General features: G+C 43.6%; 13 protein-coding genes. 3 read left to right on the top strand and 10 right to left on the bottom strand.

Going from position 1 to position 16,987, the window contains the following annotated elements:
- Window positions 1–6: 6 nt before the first annotated feature.
- From FTT70_RS00360 to bfr, 4 genes are all read right to left on the bottom strand, one after another.
- Window positions 7–1,164, bottom strand: a complete 1,158-nt coding sequence (locus tag FTT70_RS00360; protein WP_180168166.1) for an 8-amino-7-oxononanoate synthase — start codon at window positions 1,162–1,164, stop codon at window positions 7–9.
- The gene (gene bioA, locus FTT70_RS00355) at window positions 1,161–2,444 is read right to left on the bottom strand and encodes an adenosylmethionine--8-amino-7-oxononanoate transaminase (RefSeq protein WP_180168280.1); all 1,284 of its coding nucleotides are present in this window, start codon (window positions 2,442–2,444) and stop codon (window positions 1,161–1,163) included. Before bioA ends, FTT70_RS00360 begins: the two co-directional genes overlap by 4 nt.
- 99 nt (window positions 2,445–2,543) lie before the next feature.
- Window positions 2,544–3,275 (bottom strand): alpha/beta fold hydrolase, encoded by a 732-nt coding sequence (locus FTT70_RS00350; RefSeq protein ID WP_096902085.1) that lies wholly within the window; start codon window positions 3,273–3,275, stop codon window positions 2,544–2,546.
- Between the two features lie 188 nt (window positions 3,276–3,463).
- The gene (bfr, locus tag FTT70_RS00345; RefSeq protein ID WP_004972356.1) at window positions 3,464–3,928 is read right to left on the bottom strand and encodes a bacterioferritin; all 465 of its coding nucleotides are present in this window, start codon (window positions 3,926–3,928) and stop codon (window positions 3,464–3,466) included.
- Window positions 3,929–4,252: 324 nt separating this feature from the next.
- On the opposite strand from bfr, the gene FTT70_RS00340 reads away from it, so the two are divergent.
- The gene (locus tag FTT70_RS00340; RefSeq protein ID WP_179991161.1) at window positions 4,253–5,314 is read left to right on the top strand and encodes an aldehyde reductase; all 1,062 of its coding nucleotides are present in this window, start codon (window positions 4,253–4,255) and stop codon (window positions 5,312–5,314) included.
- Between the two features lie 86 nt (window positions 5,315–5,400).
- Here FTT70_RS00340 and ligA read toward each other — a convergent pair whose 3' ends face one another.
- From ligA to FTT70_RS00315, 5 genes are all read right to left on the bottom strand, one after another.
- Window positions 5,401–7,437: an NAD-dependent DNA ligase LigA gene (gene ligA / locus FTT70_RS00335; RefSeq protein WP_004972359.1), complete on the bottom strand. Its 2,037-nt coding sequence runs from the start codon at window positions 7,435–7,437 to the stop codon at window positions 5,401–5,403.
- Window positions 7,438–7,621: 184 nt separating this feature from the next.
- Complete coding sequence (locus FTT70_RS00330) at window positions 7,622–8,671, bottom strand: cell division protein ZipA C-terminal FtsZ-binding domain-containing protein (RefSeq protein ID WP_178319270.1); 1,050 nt, start codon at window positions 8,669–8,671, stop codon at window positions 7,622–7,624.
- A gap of 1 nt (window position 8,672) precedes the next feature.
- On the bottom strand, window positions 8,673–12,137 hold the full coding sequence (gene smc, locus FTT70_RS00325) for a chromosome segregation protein SMC (RefSeq protein ID WP_180168165.1): 3,465 nt from the start codon (window positions 12,135–12,137) through the stop codon (window positions 8,673–8,675).
- A 10-nt stretch (window positions 12,138–12,147) separates the two neighbouring features.
- Window positions 12,148–12,843 (bottom strand): GntR family transcriptional regulator, encoded by a 696-nt coding sequence (locus tag FTT70_RS00320; RefSeq protein WP_180168164.1) that lies wholly within the window; start codon window positions 12,841–12,843, stop codon window positions 12,148–12,150.
- Window positions 12,844–13,062: 219 nt separating this feature from the next.
- Window positions 13,063–13,872: a sulfite exporter TauE/SafE family protein gene (locus FTT70_RS00315; protein ID WP_004972366.1), complete on the bottom strand. Its 810-nt coding sequence runs from the start codon at window positions 13,870–13,872 to the stop codon at window positions 13,063–13,065.
- A 28-nt stretch (window positions 13,873–13,900) separates the two neighbouring features.
- Here FTT70_RS00315 and FTT70_RS00310 point away from each other — a divergent pair, with 28 nt between their 5' ends.
- Both FTT70_RS00310 and FTT70_RS00305 read left to right on the top strand, forming a co-directional pair.
- Window positions 13,901–14,668 carry a biotin--[acetyl-CoA-carboxylase] ligase gene (locus tag FTT70_RS00310; RefSeq protein ID WP_004972369.1) on the top strand — a complete coding sequence of 256 codons (768 nt, stop codon included), beginning with the start codon at window positions 13,901–13,903 and terminating at the stop codon, window positions 14,666–14,668.
- Window positions 14,665–15,405 (top strand): type III pantothenate kinase, encoded by a 741-nt coding sequence (locus tag FTT70_RS00305; protein ID WP_004972372.1) that lies wholly within the window; start codon window positions 14,665–14,667, stop codon window positions 15,403–15,405. Before FTT70_RS00310 ends, FTT70_RS00305 begins: the two co-directional genes overlap by 4 nt.
- 135 nt (window positions 15,406–15,540) lie before the next feature.
- On the opposite strand, the gene ffh is transcribed toward FTT70_RS00305, so the two are convergent.
- On the bottom strand, window positions 15,541–16,950 hold the full coding sequence (gene ffh, locus FTT70_RS00300) for a signal recognition particle protein (RefSeq protein WP_096902093.1): 1,410 nt from the start codon (window positions 16,948–16,950) through the stop codon (window positions 15,541–15,543).
- Window positions 16,951–16,987: the final 37 nt, after the last annotated feature.

Below are 16,987 nucleotides of genomic sequence, written 5' to 3'. Positions count from 1 at the left end.
GCACACTCAAAGCAAATCCAGTAACTGTGTTAAATCTGCCGTTTCAAATTGCGTATTTAAACAAATCCGCAGTCTTGAACTGCCTTGCGGCACAGTCGGTGGACGTACAGGCATCACATAAAAACCTGCAGCCTGTAACTGTCGGGCTTTGCTTACAGTTGCAGTAGAGTCGCCAATAATCACAGGTACAATTTGCGAAGTTGATGGGCAAGCAAAACCTTTGGCCTGAATCCCCTGCTGTATAGATTGGCTCAAGGCCGCCAAATGCTGACGCTGTGCCTGCATGTGCACAATCTGATTCAGCATAAACTGCGTCCACGCCATACAAATAGGTGGCTGTGCGGTACTAAAAATTAGCGGGCGCATCCGATTAATTAGGTAATCACGGATAATCGGATCACAGATCAAATATCCCCCAACTGAAGCAACGGCTTTGCCAAACGTCCCAACCAGAAAATCAATGGCATCAATCACGCCATATTGTTCGGCACAACCTAAACCTTGCTGCCCACGTACGCCAATCGCATGTGCTTCATCGACATATAACATGACTTTGGCAAAATGCTGTTTCAGCGCGACCAATGCGGCTAAATCAGTTTCATCACCATCCATACTAAAAATGGATTCAGTCACCACAATAATGCGTTCATAATTATCATCGGCATGATATTGCGTCAGCAATTGCTGCAAATGTGCCAAATCATTATGCCGATAACGCAAATATTTTGCAGATGACAAACGAATGCCATCAATCATGCTGGCATGTACCAGTTTATCGGCCAAAATTAGGGTTTTCGCATCTGCCAATGCAGGTAAAATACCAATATTCATGTGATAGCCGCTATTAAACAGCAAGGCAGCTCGCCCATGAAATAATTGCGTTAATGTGGCTTCAAGCTGTTCATAGGCAGGGAAATTTCCAGTCAGTAAACGTGATGAAGATGCACTCATTAAACGCTGTGCATTCGGTGTTTCATCAAAAAACTGTTCACGTAAGCGCAAATCAGAGGCTAAACCCAAATAATCATTGGAAGATAAATTCAGCATCTGCTGTTGCTGAATTTCAATCGTTTTACCTTGCTGTTGATTGCTGCGAAACTGACGAAAATTACCCTGTTGGCGAAGCTGATCAAGCTGTTCTGCATAGTGATCGAGTAAACTCATGCGCTCGCTCCTTGCATGCCTGCCACCACCTCAGCCAATTGCTGCAATAAAGTATTTAGTTCTGCTGCTGTAATCACATACGGCGGCATCACATAAACCAATTTACCAAATGGACGCACCCAAATACCGCGTTGCACAAATTCTTGTTGCAAGCTTTGCATATCGACAGCATGTTTAAGTTCTACCACACCAATTGCACCTAAAACCCGCACATCCTGCACCCATGCCAAATTAGCCAATGGCGTTAAATGCTGTTCAAGTTGCTGCTGAATGCGTTGAATATTGGCTTGCCAGTCTTGTTCTAATAATAATTGGGTACTTTTTACTGCAACCGCGCAAGCCAGTGGATTTGCCATAAAGGTCGGGCCATGCATAAACACACCTGCCTCACCCTGCGAAATCATTTCTGCAACATGCTTCGTGGTCAATGTGGCAGACAAAGTCATATAACCGCCTGTCAGCCCTTTGCCGATACACATAATATCGGGTTCGACCTGAGCATGTTCCCATGCAAACAACTTGCCTGTACGCCCAAAACCTGTGGCAATTTCATCAAAAATTAACAACACATCATATTGCTCACAAAGCAATTTGGCTTGACGCAAATATTCAGGATGATAAAAACGCATGCCGCCTGCACCTTGCACAATTGGTTCAATAATCATGGCGGCAATCTGCTGATGATGCTCTACCAAACTTTGCGCCAATTCTGCAATATCGGCAGGATTCCACTCTTGGTCAAAACCTGTTTGTGGTGCAGATACAAAATAACGACGCGCCAAACTTGAGCCAAAAACCTGATGTATCCCTGTAACAGGATCACAAACCGACATGGCATTCCATGTATCGCCATGATAGCCAGAACGGGTGGTAATAAAATTGGTTTTTTCAGTTTTGCCTTGTGCAGTCCAGTATTGCACCGCCATTTTCAGCGCCACTTCAACGGCGACGGAGCCTGAATCTGCATAAAAAATTTTATCTAAACTCGGTGGGGTAATTTCGAGCAACAAACGCCCTAACTCAATAGCAGGACGATGGGTCAATCCACCAAACATGATATGCGCCATACTGTCGAGTTGCTCAGTCACAGCACGGTTCAGCTCAGGATGGTTATAACCATGAATCGCGCACCACCACGATGACATGCCGTCAATCAACTGGCGACCATCTTCAAGTTCAATGGTGCTGCCAAATGCCCGCTTAACCTTAAAGGTTGTTAAGGGCTGAGTCATAGAGGTGTAAGGATGCCAAAGATGTTCACGATCAAAAGCCAAATCCATCTGTTCTGTCATCCCACCATCATCCTTGATCTTGTAAAAAACTTGATGTGCTAAATCTTAAACCTGTCTACAGATAAAATAAATTGCGAGATTTGTCACTTATGGACCTGTTGGCGGGTTTTTCTGTAAATATTGGCAGATTTTGCTAGTCAACTCATCGGCATGGAACAATGGCAGCCCATGCGAGCCTTGCAAAACATCTACGCTTAAAAACTTTGCAGCTAAATTTTGCAGTTTAGCTGCAACTTTGCAATCAACTAAAACATCCTGCTCGGCAAAAAGATGATACTGCAGACCTGTATAATTTTTAAGCTTAGTCACCAAGTTTAAGTTTTCCAATAAATCCAAACCGTGTTGAAGCAAAGATTGCGGCTGTGGCTGAACCAAACTTTGTAATTGTAATAGGTCGGTTTTACTACTAGTGACACCCTGACACACCATAAAACCAAAACGCTTTAGGGTCAGAATTGGGTCTTGTGCAAAAGATTGTTTAAACTGGGCAAACGTGGCTTGTGGCATAGCGGTATCCCAATCGGCTTGTGCAACAAAACACGGATTGGATGCAATGGTAATTAAGGTTTTATATCCTGCATATTGGCTGGCAATCGCATCGACCAGTAGCGTTGCCAATTGCCCACCCAGTGACCAGCCCATAATTACATCAAACTGACGTGCAAATTCAACCTGTTGCTGCATGACTTGAGCATCAGTAGCGTTAAAAATATTGATGAGCTCAACCCGAAAACCTTGTGCAGTTAAGGCTTGCTGTAACGGATTTAAGAGTGCAGTACCACCGCCCCAGCCTGTAATCAATAAAATCTGTTGTTGCACGTGGCTTGCTCTCAAGTTAGAAAATCACCTCAGTATAATACTGAATCGGCTCAATCGACATCTGCAAAGCACCAAGATACATCCTTAAAAAAACCAATTGATATAAAAAAGCCAATCTATAAAAACCGATCTATAAAAAAACCCGACTTATCATAAATCGGGTTTTGGTCTATTTTGCTTTGATCAGATTACATTTGCGATTGAATGTAGTTTTGTAAACCAATCAATTCAATTAAACGTAATTGTTTTTCCAACCAGTACGTATGATCTTCTTCTGTGTCGGTCATTTGCTGACGCAACATATCACGGCTGACATAATCGCCTTTTTCTTCACACAATTTTACGCCTTGCGCCAATTTTTCACGTACTTCGTATTCCAGTTTTAAATCGGCTTTTAAGCAAGACACCACATCTTCACCCACGTCGATGTCATCGCGCTGCATATTTGGAGTGCCTTCAAGGAACAATACACGACGAATTAAAGCATCGGCATGCTGCGCTTCTTCCTGCATTTCATGGTCAATGCGCTCAAAAATTTTGCTTAAACCCCAATCTTCATACATACGCGAATGAATCAGGTATTGATCGCGAGCAGCCAGTTCGCCACCAATCAACATATTTAAATAGTCTACGACTTCTGGATTGCCACGCATTTGCTGTACTCCCTTTCTTAATCCAGTCATTATGGACACATTCAGGCAAAATTGCAAAAGTTAATTATTGTAAACCCATGATTTTTATAAAATTAAAATGAGAAACATACGCATTTGCAATATAACTTAAAAATTCCCATATATAAAACAACTGCTTGGCAAAACTTAGCTTTAAAAATGACAATACAATGATTTTGCATCATTTTGTAAATATTGAAAGAAACCATACTTTGACGCTCAAGTATCGTAAAAAACGCCTAAAAAGCGGATTTTAAAACCCAGCTGCTTTATGATAGTCACGAGTTCCATCACTTTCTTAAAATAATGACAAATCTAAATACATCTGCACCCATTTTAGTCACAGGCGCAACAGGCTATATTGCCAGTTGGGTCATTAAAAACCTGCTTGAACAAGGACATACCGTACACGCGACGGTGCGTGATCTGAATAAAACCCACAGTTTTCAACATCTGACTGATATCGCAGCAAAAAGCACAGGCAACTTACAATTATTCCAAGCCAACTTACTTGAAGAAGGTGCTTTTGATGCCGCCATGCAAGGTTGTGAAATCGTGCTGCACATGGCCTCGCCTTTTGTGGTCACCAATTATAAAGATGCAGTTAAAGACATTATTGAACCTGCCGTCATAGGCACCGAAAATGTATTAAACAGCGTTAATCGTACTGCATCGGTAAAGCGTGTAGTGGTGACTTCAAGTATTGCTGCAACCTATGGCGATGCGATTGATATTTTAAATACGGCCAATAATCGCTTTGATGAAAGTCACTGGAATACTAGCAGCAGCCCTGAGCATCAGCCTTATCCTTATTCAAAAGTGGCAGCCGAACGCAAAGCTTGGGAAATGGCAAAGGCACAAAACCGCTGGGATTTGGTCTGTATCAACCCTGCTTTGGTGCTTGGCCCATCGTTGACCAAAAACACCCAATCGGGCAGCGTGGAAGTGTTATTGCAGTTTGCCAACGGTATGACCTTGGCAGGTGTCCCTGCTATGTGGAATGGCATTGTCGATGTGCGTGATGTTGCCGATGCTCACATTCAGGCCGCATTCAACCCTGCTGCTGAAGGTCGCTATATTATTAGCGGTGGCACACTCAGCTTATTGGAAATGGGCAAAATTTTAGCGCAGTACTTTGGACGTAAATACCCTTTCCCACGCAATCAGTTACCTAAATTTGCCTTTAAAGCCTTTGGCCCTCTACTTGGTTTTTCCCGTAAATTTGTGGAACTGAATATGGGCTACCCAATTTATTTTAATGCGGAAAAAAGTCAGCGTGAATTGGGTATGCACTACCGCAATATTGAAACCAGTCTAGTCGAACATTTTCAGCAACTCATTGATGATGGCATTGTGAAGAAACGTTAAACCTTCGACTTCTCTCAGTAAAAACCAAGGCACTTCATCGTTGAAGTGCCTTTGTACCTATTAGTGGATAAAATGTAGGATGATGCTTATTCAAGCACACCATATTCCTGCATCAGCTGAATAAACTCAGCTTCATTCATGACCTGCACACCCAACTTCTCGGCTTTTTCCAGCTTTGAGCCAGCTTTCTCACCCGCCACGACACATTTGGTTTTACCCGAAACACTACCACTCACCCGTGCACCCAAAGCCTGCAACAACTGAGTCGCTTCATCGCGTCCCATTTGGCTCAACGTCCCTGTAATCACCCAACTTTCACCATTCAAAGGCTGACGTGTCGGTGCAATCGGAGCATCCCAATGAATGCCTGCAGCTAATAAACGATCCAACACTTCTAAATTATGCGGCGCTTGGAAAAAGTCCAAAATCCATTCTGCCGTAATATCTCCCACATCTGGAGTTTTCTTTAACGCTTCTAAATCAGCTTCACGCAAAGCCTCTAAAGTCTGAAAAGTATTGGCAAGCATCCGCGCGGTGGTTTCGCCCACACCACGAATTCCCAAGGCATAAATAAACGCAGCCAAAGTAGTTTTTTTGCTGTTTTCAATCGAGTCAATCAAGTTTTGAACCGACTTCTCACCCATTTTTTCAATGCCGAGCAAAGTGTCGCGGTGTTCGTGTAAATGATAAATATCAGCCACATTTTGTAGCAAGTTCAGATGCAGTAATGACTCTACCCAACGATCACCCAAACCTTCAATATCCATGGCTTTACGTGACACAAAATGACGAATCGCTTCAATACGCTGTGCCGCACAATACAAACCGCCTGAACAACGCGCCAAAGCCTCACCTTCAGGCATCACCACAGGCGAATCACACACAGGGCATTGTTCAGGTAAATGCACTTCTTGCGCATCGGCAAGGCGAAATTCAGGCCAGACTTTTTCAACTTTGGGAATCACATCACCACTACGGTAAACACTGACCGTATCGCCTAAACGCACATCCAAACGGTGAATTTCACCAATATTATGCAAAGTAACATTGGATACCGTCACACCACCTACCGCAACGGGGTTTAAACGTGCCACAGGCGTCAACGTACCTGTGCGCCCCACTTGCCAATCAATATTTTCAATGGTGGTTAAAGCGGCAACTGCAGGGAATTTATAGGCAGTCGCCCAGCGCGGCTCACGACTTAAAAAGCCCAATTGCTGTTGCTGTTTCAAGTCATTGACCTTGACCACCATGCCATCAATTTCAACGCTTAAATTCGGACGCTCAAGGTTAATTTGCTCATAGGCCGCCTGAACATCTTGAATGCTCTTGCAGACAAAATGACGTTCGCCAATTTCAAAACCAAACTGCCCCAACCATGCCAAACTGTCGGACATGGTGCTTTGTCCATGAGGCGGCACACATTGCGCAATGCCATAAGCATAGAATGCTAAAGGACGTGAAGCCGCAATATTCGGGTCTAACTGACGCAAACTGCCTGCTGCTGCATTGCGTGGATTGGCAAAGGTTTTTTCACCTTTGGCTGTATTGGCCGCATTGAGTTTTTCAAAACCAAGTTTTGGCATCAACACTTCACCACGCACTTCCAAAAATTCAGGAATAGCCGTTTCTGTCGCACTCAAAACTTTCGGTAAATTGCGGATAGTTTTGACGTTGTGGGTAATGTCTTCCCCTGTTTCCCCATCACCACGGGTCACACCACGCACTAAAACACCATGTTCATACCAAAGTGAAATCGCCAAACCATCAAATTTGAGTTCGACATCGTATTCAATATTTTGGTTGGGCAAACGCTCTTCGACACGTCTTGCAAAGGCAAATAATTCTTCCTGATTAAACACATTGCCTAAAGACAACATTGGCACAGCATGTGTAACCGTGGTGAACTTTGCCAAAGGTGTGCCACCGACTTTATTGGTCGGTGTATCGGGTTGAACTAAATCTGGATACTGTTGTTCCAACGCTTTTAGTTGATGGAAAAGCTGATCATATTCACTGTCTGCAATTGTCGGTTGATCCATCACATAATAGGCATGATTGTGCTTGGCAAGCAGTTGAATCAATTGACGCATTTGCGCCACGACGGTTAAATCTACAGACATATTTTCCACCATAAAAAAAGGCGGTCTTGTTCCGCCCTTCAATTTTTTCTATGTAGCGCATGCTACAGCTTGTATTGCTGCGCACATTATAAAAATGCGGCTGCAAAGTTGCAATTTATCCTACTGCACTCAGTTCAATTGCCAAACACTTGACGTAGCTTATACCCAGTACGAGATCGCAATTCTAGGCATGACTTGCCTGACCAGCACGATAATCTATCGCCTGATGACGCCAGTGTTCACGTAATTGTGGAGTAAACTCTAAATGGTTTTGGTCATAGACCGTTCCATCAATTTCACGTGCAATCAGTCCTGAAATGCTGACCATGGTATCAAAGGCATTTTGCACATCGCTGTGCGGCAAAGCGAGGAAGAACGCTAAACCTTTAACTTGTTCGCTCGATAAAGTTTCTAAATCAAAACCATCTGCGCCTTCATCATTAATTTGTAAAACTGAAAATAATAATTTAGTGCCATCTTCGTTATAGCGATGGAAACATGACATTTCACCGAAACGTAAACCATATTTCATCAAGACTTTTAAGGCTTTATCGCCCGAAAGTATGCGACGTTCAGGGAAGACATTCAGCGCGATAAAAGATTCAGCGGTTGCCAAGGCACTTTCTTCATCCATGATTTTTTGTTCATGCAAATGCGAATCTAAAATGCTGCTTTCTTCATTAAATTCTGAAATTTCGGCAGTTTCAATGTGTTGATTCAGGCTGTATTCAGTCGAAGCTTTGTTTTGCTCGACAGTCTGCGCATTCGGTTCAGTTTCTACAATCACTTGCTGAATTTCATCCGATAATGAATATTCTGAAGTTGTCGCTGTCGGGCTTGGCGTGTCTTGTGCAACTTCAGACTTCGATATCGTTGTGGATGGATCAAGCTCAGAATTTTCTGTATTTGCCTGCAAACTCGGTTCAACTTTGTCAGTTTCTGTGCTTGAAGAAGCCACGACATCATCCGTTAAAGCCTGTGGTTCAGACTTGGCAGGCGCATCTTGCGTAACTTCATCTACCGTTAAAGTCGGCTCCACACGCGGTGGCGTAGCGTCGCTTTGCAATTGGTCACGTACATGGCGTGGAATAATCGGTTTTTGGCTTTCTGCATTAAATTGCAGTTCCGAATCTAAGGATGGCGCTGAATCTACAGGTTTTTTTAGAATCATTTTCAAACCAAACGCCATGATCACAATAGCGATGACAATTCCAACGATTGTGGTGATTTCCATATTATGCCTCCGCGACTAGGCCGTATTCTGCGGCTTCTTCTAAATTTACGGTTACTAATTTTGAGGTTCCCGGTTCAGGCATGGTAACACCTAAGAGGTCGGTTGCCATCGTCATAGCAAGTTTATTATGTGTAATGTAAATGAATTGCACTTGTTCAGAAAGTTCTTTTACTAAATTACAAAAGCGCCCCACGTTAGCATCATCTAACGGTGCATCAACTTCATCGAGTACGCAAAATGGCGCTGGGTTTAAACGGAAGATTGCAAAAACCAAAGCCAAAGCTGTCAGTGCTTTTTCACCCCCTGAAAGTAAGGCCAAAGAACTGTTGCGCTTACCCGGTGGACGCGCCATCAATTTCACCCCAGATTGCCAGTCATCTTCCAAGCTCAGACTCGCTTCACCGCCATTAAAGACTTTAGGAAACAGCTCCTGCAATTCGGTATTCACCTGATCAAAAGTGTTCATAAACAGTTTACGAGTTTCCTGATCAATACTTTTCATTGCCGCCTGCAACTGAGAAACAGTATTTTCCAAGTCTTCAATTTGATGGCTTAATTCTGCAAAACGGGCAGATACTTCTTCATATTCTTCCGAAGCCGCCAAATTGACCGCACCCAATTTATCAAACTGTTGCTGCGCTTTCGCCAGTTTTTGTTGATGCGCAGCGACATCAATCTGCAAACCTGTGATGATCTCGCTGTTTAAATCTTTTAACTGTTCAGAATAATGCTGATAGTCCGACTTTGCCGATTGCCATGCCAAGCGCTTTTCTTCGAGTTTGGCACGTAATTGTTCATCTTGCTGCTGTTGCTGCTGCCGTTGCTCGGTCAGTTGCTGCTGTTTGGACTGCATACTGTTCAATTCCACTTGCCATTCCTGCCAAGTTTTTTGCAGCTTTTCAGTCTGCTGCTGCTGCTCTGAAAACTGAGTTTCCAAGTCAGGCAATTCCAACTGAACAGGATCGACAAACTTTTTGGCTTGTTCCATTTGCGCTACAATTTGTTGATATTGTGCTTTTAAGAAAGTGGCATCTTTTTCTAACAGTTCAATTTGCTGCTGAGTTTGTACCGCTTGACGACGTAACAGCTCCACTTCTTGTTGCTGCTGCTGAAACTGTTGCTGTGAACTATCCAGCTGCTCATTCAGCTGCTCGACCTGAAATTGCAAGGTTTTATACTGCGGTAAAGCTTGCTCAAGTTTAAAAGCCAAAGCATGCAAATCAATTTCCAGATCATCTTTTTGCATAGCATCTTCTTCAAGCTGCTCATCTAATTGTGCCAATTGATGCTGTAATTGCTGTTGCTGTACTGCAAAAGCCTGTGCCGCACTTTCGGCTTTCGCCATTTGCACATCTAGCGTTTGCAAGGCTTGCTGTTGCTGTTTGAGCTGTTGCTGTTGTTGCTGCAATTGCTGCTGCAACTGTTTTACCTGTTGCTGCAATTCAGGCAGTTGCTGTTCTGCTTGCTCATATTGTGGCAGTTGCAACGCCAACGCCTGTTCAATTTCATCCAAGCGAATCCGATGGCTTAATGCCCCTTGCCCTGCCTGTGCCGCTTCATCATAAAACAGCCCGATTACCCAGTCTGCTCCCACATGATAACCATCTAAACTAAGGATAGACTGCCCTGCTTGTAATTGCACTTGCAATGCCAAAGCCTGCGATAAACTTTCTGTAATTGCGACACTTTGCCACAAGCTACTTTGCGGTGAAGCAATCCAGTCACTGAGCGACTCACACCCCGAAAGCTGTATTTTTGATGTTTTTGAATCTACAGCCAAATGAATTTTTAGCTGACGTGCGCGGCTGTCCTGAAATTCAATATCTGCTTCTACCACCTGCGCAGATAACCATTTAGCCAAGAACTTTTCAATTAAATTGGCATGTGGTTTCGCCACATCTGCAAGTTGTAATACTTGCATCAACTGCACCACATCGGTTTGGGCTTTTGGACTTTGCTTAATGAGCAATTGATTGAGGTTTTTCTGTTCTGACTGCAAAATCTGAATCTCAGATTTTAAGGTCGCACACTGTGCTTTGTGCTCATTATAGTTGGTCTGCAACGTGGCGAGTTGCTGAGTGCTGTCTTGAATATTCTGTTCTAGTGTTAGCATTTCAGCCTGCAAGCGGGTCTTTTCGTCTTGCAGTTGTTGCATTCCCTCTTGCTGATCTTGCGGCTGAATTTGTGCAAACTGCTGTGTCAGGGTTTGTTTTTGCTGTTCAATACGGCTGATATTTTTGGCTAACTGCTCACTTTGCGCCTGCATGTGCACATGCTTTTGTTGTTGCTGTTCTACTTGCGCTTTGACTTGGGCATATTGTGCAGCTTGGGTTTGTTGCTGTGCTTTTAAATCCTGAAATTGCTGGCTCTGCTGCTGCGCCAAATGATCTTGCTGCTGTAGATTTGCCTGTTGGTTTTCTTGCTGATCGACCAAACTCTCTAGCTGCAATTCAATCAACTGCAAACGCTCTTTGGTTTGTGCTTTTTGCTGTTCAAGCTGCGATAAAGTCGCGGTATTTTGCTGAAACAAACTTTGTTTTTGTTCCAAAGTCATTTTCAGTTCAGCCAGTTTCTTTTCTGCCTGTTGCCATTCTTGCTGTAGCGGTGTCGATTGCTGAATCAAACGCTGAAACAACTCACTGGTCGCAGTTAAGTCATGTTCCAAAGTGGTCAGCTCAGAGCGCACCAATTTAAAACTTTCCCCTAACTCATTCATACTCAGGGTATATTCTTGCTGTAAACGTGCACTTTGTTCACACTGAAAAGACAACACTTCGACTTTAATGGTGCGAATTTCGCTCTCAAGCGCTTTGTATTGAATTGCTGTTTCTGACTGACGTTTTAAGGTTTTTAATTGCGATTTTAGTTCTGAAGCAATATCTTCCAAACGCGCCAAGTTCTGCGTGGTGTGATCCAAATGCAGCATGGTTTCACGACGACGCGCCTGATAACGTGACACGCCTGCCGCTTCTTCAATAAACACCCGCATTTCTTCAGGTTTAGCATCAACCAAACGATTAATCATGCCCTGTTCAATAATTGCATAAGAACGCGGGCCTAAACCTGTACCCAGAAAAATATCGGTGATGTCACGACGACGACACTTGGTTCCATTTAAAAAATATTCAGACTTACCATCACGGTTGACCTGCCGACGTACCGACAGTTCATTATAGGCGTTATAAGCACCGCCCAATTTGCCATAGGTATTGTCAAAACGCAGTTCAACACTGGCTACACCTACAGGTTTGCGTTTGGCAGTTCCTGTGAAAATTACATCCTGCATACTGCCGCCACGCAACTGGCGCGCACTAGATTCGCCCATCACCCAACGAATGGCGTCAATCACATTGGATTTACCACAACCATTCGGCCCCACCACAGCGGTACGGTTGGCTTTAAAATGTAAGGTCGTACTGTCGGCAAAAGATTTGAAGCCAGAAAGTTTTAAACTGCTTAAACGCATAATGTCCCAATTAACGGCGTGAACGTCTTGCCCATGCAAGCTCGATCTGTTTCATACGGGTCAGAGATTCCAACACCAAGTTGCGCAAGTGTCGGCAAAAATCTTCCATAAATAAAGTGGCTTGTTGTGATTTTCTGCTTAAAATTGCATCACTCACCAGTTTAAATAATTCAAAAGATTCTTGTAACTCCCGACGCGAAGTATTTAAGGTCAAAAAGTAACTTCGTCTTAACGATGGCAATAACTCTTGATAGAACTTCATTAAATATAAATTTCCCACCATATCAGGCTGCCGTGCCAGATATTGAAAAATTAAATCATAAAACTTTTCAGTATTGCCCAAGCGATATTGCTCTGCCAGTTGCAGCAAAAGTTGTTGTAAGGCTTCGGCTTCATGCATTCGCCACGTGTCCGCAATACGCTGCACAATATAACCCAATAACAAACTGCTGCTGTCAAACAAAGCTCGGACTTGCTGTGCCGACATTTCCGACACAATTGCACCACGACGTGGAAAAATTTCAATCAGATGAGTACGTTGCAATAACAACAGCGCTTCACGTACCGAACCACGACTCACGTCCAGTTCTTTGGCGATGCGCAATTCCTGAATACGCTCACCTTCAACCAAATCACCGCTAATAATCTGTTCTGCGATGTGTCGGGCAATTTGTTCCGATAAACTTTCTGATTCTTGTTGTTGCATACTGTTCCTATCTTGTTTTTATAAGATGCAGTGATGAAAATTCGGAGCTACTCTCATTTAAGACATCTCAGGATCATCCTTCGACTGCAAGCATAGCTCCGATACAAGCATCTTTCTTTTTACTGCGAAACAGATCACAACGCCATGACATTGTCCGACAATTTCATGGCGCTAGAGCCAATTTTACATGGCTTAAAACAAAGAAAATAGCGACTCAACTTAGAAAAATACTCGCATACCCTGATATACAAAATAACAGCCAACGGTGGTCAGCAAGCAGGCAAAACATTTTTTCAACATCGCTGGCGATAACAAATGTGCCACTTTCGCACCAACTTTGGCAGTAATAAAGCTCATCACACTAATGCCTATAAATGCATAAATGTGGATATAACCAATGGTATTGGGTACTGCAACTTCGGCTTGCTTACCAAACCACATAAAGCCTAATGCGCCCGCCACCGCAATTGGCAAACCACAAGCGGCTGAGGTTGCTACCGCTTTTTGCATGACCACGCCGTAACGGTTTAAGTACGGCACTGTTAAACTGCCACCGCCAATCCCAAAAATTGCAGAGGCAATGCCAATCCCACCGCCCGCCATGACTTGCTTTGCAGTTGAAGGCAAATGATGTGAAGGATCAACCGCAATATTTGCGCCTCTAAACATCTTAAAAGCCACCCACAGTGCAAAACCGCCAATTAATAATTGTAAGCCTTGCCCCGAAAGGAAATCGGCAATACCTGCACCAACAAATGCACCCACAATTAAACCAGGCGCAAGATTACGAAATACAGGCCACATCACCGCACCTTTTTTATGGTGTGCCGTAACTGAGCTGATCGAAGTTACAATAATGGTTGCCAATGATGTCCCCACCGCCATGTGCATTAACACCGATGGGTCATAATTGAGTTGAGTGAACACAATATATAAAATTGGCACAATAATTAAGCCGCCGCCCACGCCAAACAGCCCTGCTGCAAATCCAGCAATTGCACCAATCAATAAATATATGATTAACTCCATAAATATATTCCACTATTTGTAAATTCGTATGGATGTAGAAACCCGACAACTGCAACAACAACTCACAGAAGCAGGACAGCTTCCAGAAGTACTCATCCTGAAGCCGATTACCACTTCCACCAATGATGATGTACGGGAAATTGCACAAAAAGGTGTGCAGAGTGTCTTGGTATGCAGTACCAGACAAACGCATGGTCGAGGACAACGTCAACGGCAATGGGTATCACCCGAAGGGAACATCTATTTAAGCACATTGCTAAATTTACGAACACCTGTAAATGGGCGTTTGGCTTTAGAAATTGCGTTAAATATCTTGCAAATGCCGAGTCTACAGGCGCTGAATCTACAAGTAAAATGGCCAAATGACTTATACAGCCCGCAAGGCAAATGGGGCGGCATCTTAATTGAGCCAATTTCTGCACAGCAAGTCATTGTTGGGGTTGGGCTTAATCTTGCACCTGTCAGCTCAGCAGTTATTGATCAAAAAACCACATCTTTAACCGAACTGGGTTTGGTATCTATTGATCGTGTGCGCCTGATCGCAGAGCTTTATCTTGCCATTCAACAAGCCTGCGACTGGTTTAATCACGATTGCTATAATTTGGCATCTCGCTTCAATCATCATGCCGCATTTATGCAACAACAAGTTGAATTTGAACATTTTAAAGGTACTTGTCAGGGTACTTTTTTAGGCATTCAGGATGATGGCGCAGTGCAAATTGAAACGGCACAAGGGCTTGAAGTTTTTTATCAGGGACGTTTACGCCCTATCGATCATGCCGAGTCATCTTCATGAAAAATTTATGGCTAGATATTGGTAACACCCGCCTGAAATATTGGGTCACAGAACAAGACCGCATCATCGAACATGAAGCAGAATTGCATTTGCAATCTCCTGCCGATTTGTTGCTGGGTTTGATTCAACACTTTAAAAGTCTGAATGTGCATAAAGTAGGCGTGTCATCGGTACAAGATCAGAAGAATAATCAACGCATTCACTTGATTTTAAAAACCCTGAATGTGCCTGTGATTTATGCCAAAGTGCATGCAGATTATGCAGGTTTGCATTGTGAATATGATATTCAACAACTGGGGATAGATCGCTGGCTGCAAGTGCTTGCCGTGGCAAATGACCCACAAGAAAATTATTGTGTCATTAGTTGTGGTACGGCGCTGACTATTGATTTGGCGGATGGACTGACGCATTTAGGCGGCTATATTTTACCGAACTTATATTTGCAACGTGATGCACTGATTCAAAACACCAAAGGCATTAAAATTCCCGATGCTGCATTTGATGAACTCACCCCAGGACGCAGCACCATTGATGCTGTTCATCATGGTATTTTACTCGGCTTGCTCAGCACCATTGAGCATGTAATTCGACAGTCACCACGTAAACTGATTTTAACGGGTGGCGATGCACCGCTGTTTGCCAAATTCTTGCAGCAATATCAACCGCAAGTCGAGCAAGATTTATTGCTCAAAGGTTTGCAGCGTTATATTCAATATGCAACCCATGAAGTGCACTAAAAACCAAACATTGCTCCATCTACGCTGATAAATCTTTCGGTGTAGCTGTCATCTACGAATAAAGAACAACAAAAAAGCAGGCGCATTTTTATGCGCCTGCTTTTTAACACTTTGATTCTAAGATGTTTTTAACAATTATTTCTTGGTTGGGTCGTTGCCACCAAACAATGGCCCCATACCGCCGCCACTGAATTGCTTTTGTAAACCGCCCAGTGAACGCATCATTTTTGCCATGCCCGATGGATTGGCAAATTTTTTCATCATTTTTGCCATTTGTGCATGTTGCTTGATCAACTTATTCACTTCTGACACATCCATACCACAACCCGCAGCAATACGTTTTTTACGGCTTGGATTCATCAGGTCTGGGTTACGACGCTCTTTGATGGTCATCGACTGGATAATCGCTTCCATCTTTTTCACTTGCTTTTCAGGATTGGCTTGCGCAATTGCATCTTGAATACCTGAGTTGCTCATGCCAGGCAACTTGTCTAAGAAGCCCATCATGCCGCCCATTTTATTCATTTGTTCAAACTGCATCAGCATATCTTCAAAGTTGAAGCTGCCGCCTTTTTGCAGTTTTTTCGCCATTTTTTCGGCTTTTTCTTTGTCGATTTTACGTTCAACTTCTTCGACCAAAGACAGCACGTCACCCATGCCCAAAATACGTTGTGCAACACGTTCTGGGTGGAATGGCTCTAGGGCATCGAGTTTTTCACCCATCCCCAAGAATTTAATTGGTTTACCCGTAATCGCACGAACTGAAAGTGCTGCACCACCGCGCGCATCACCATCAGTTTTAGTAAGGATTACACCTGTTAATGGCAAGGCATCATTAAAGGCTTTGGCTGTATTTGCCGCATCCTGACCCGTCATGGCATCGACCACGAACAAGGTTTCAGTCGGTTTAATCGCTGAATGTAATGCCTTGATTTCATCCATCATGTCATCATCGACGTGCAAACGACCTGCAGTATCGACAATTAACACATCAGCAAACTGAATTTTTGCCTGTTCGATGGCACGGTTGGCAATATCGACAGGGTTTTCATTGGCATTTGAGTCAAAGAAAATTGCGCCAACTTCGCCTGCAACCGTTTGTAGCTGTTTAATTGCCGCAGGACGGTAAACGTCGGCAGACACCATCGCCACTTTTTTCTTTTGACGTTCTTGTAAGAAACGTGCCAATTTTGCTGCAGTGGTGGTTTTACCCGCACCCTGCAAACCTGCCAATAACACCACAACCGGTGGCTTGGCAGCAAGGTCAAGGCTTTCATTGGCCTCGCCCATCATTTTTGTGAGTTCGTCATAGACAATTTTGACGAACGCCTGACCAGGGGATAACTGAGTCATCACTTCCTGACCCAATGCCTCTTCCTTAACTTTCGCGATGAATTCACGAGTTACAGGTAACGCCACATCGGCTTCAAGAAGTGCCATACGTACTTCACGTAACGTATCTTTAATATTGTCTTCGGTTAGCTGCCCTGAGCCAGTAACATTTCTTAAACTCTGCGTGAGTCGTTCTGTTAAGGTATCAAACATTGCAAATTCCGCTTAAAATAGCCATTAGCAAAAAAAT

This window comes from Acinetobacter sp. YH01003, from assembly GCF_013420525.1.
Classification (GTDB): Bacteria; Pseudomonadota; Gammaproteobacteria; order Pseudomonadales; family Moraxellaceae; genus Acinetobacter; species Acinetobacter towneri.
This window is presented reverse-complemented; position numbering and strand designations above follow the sequence as displayed.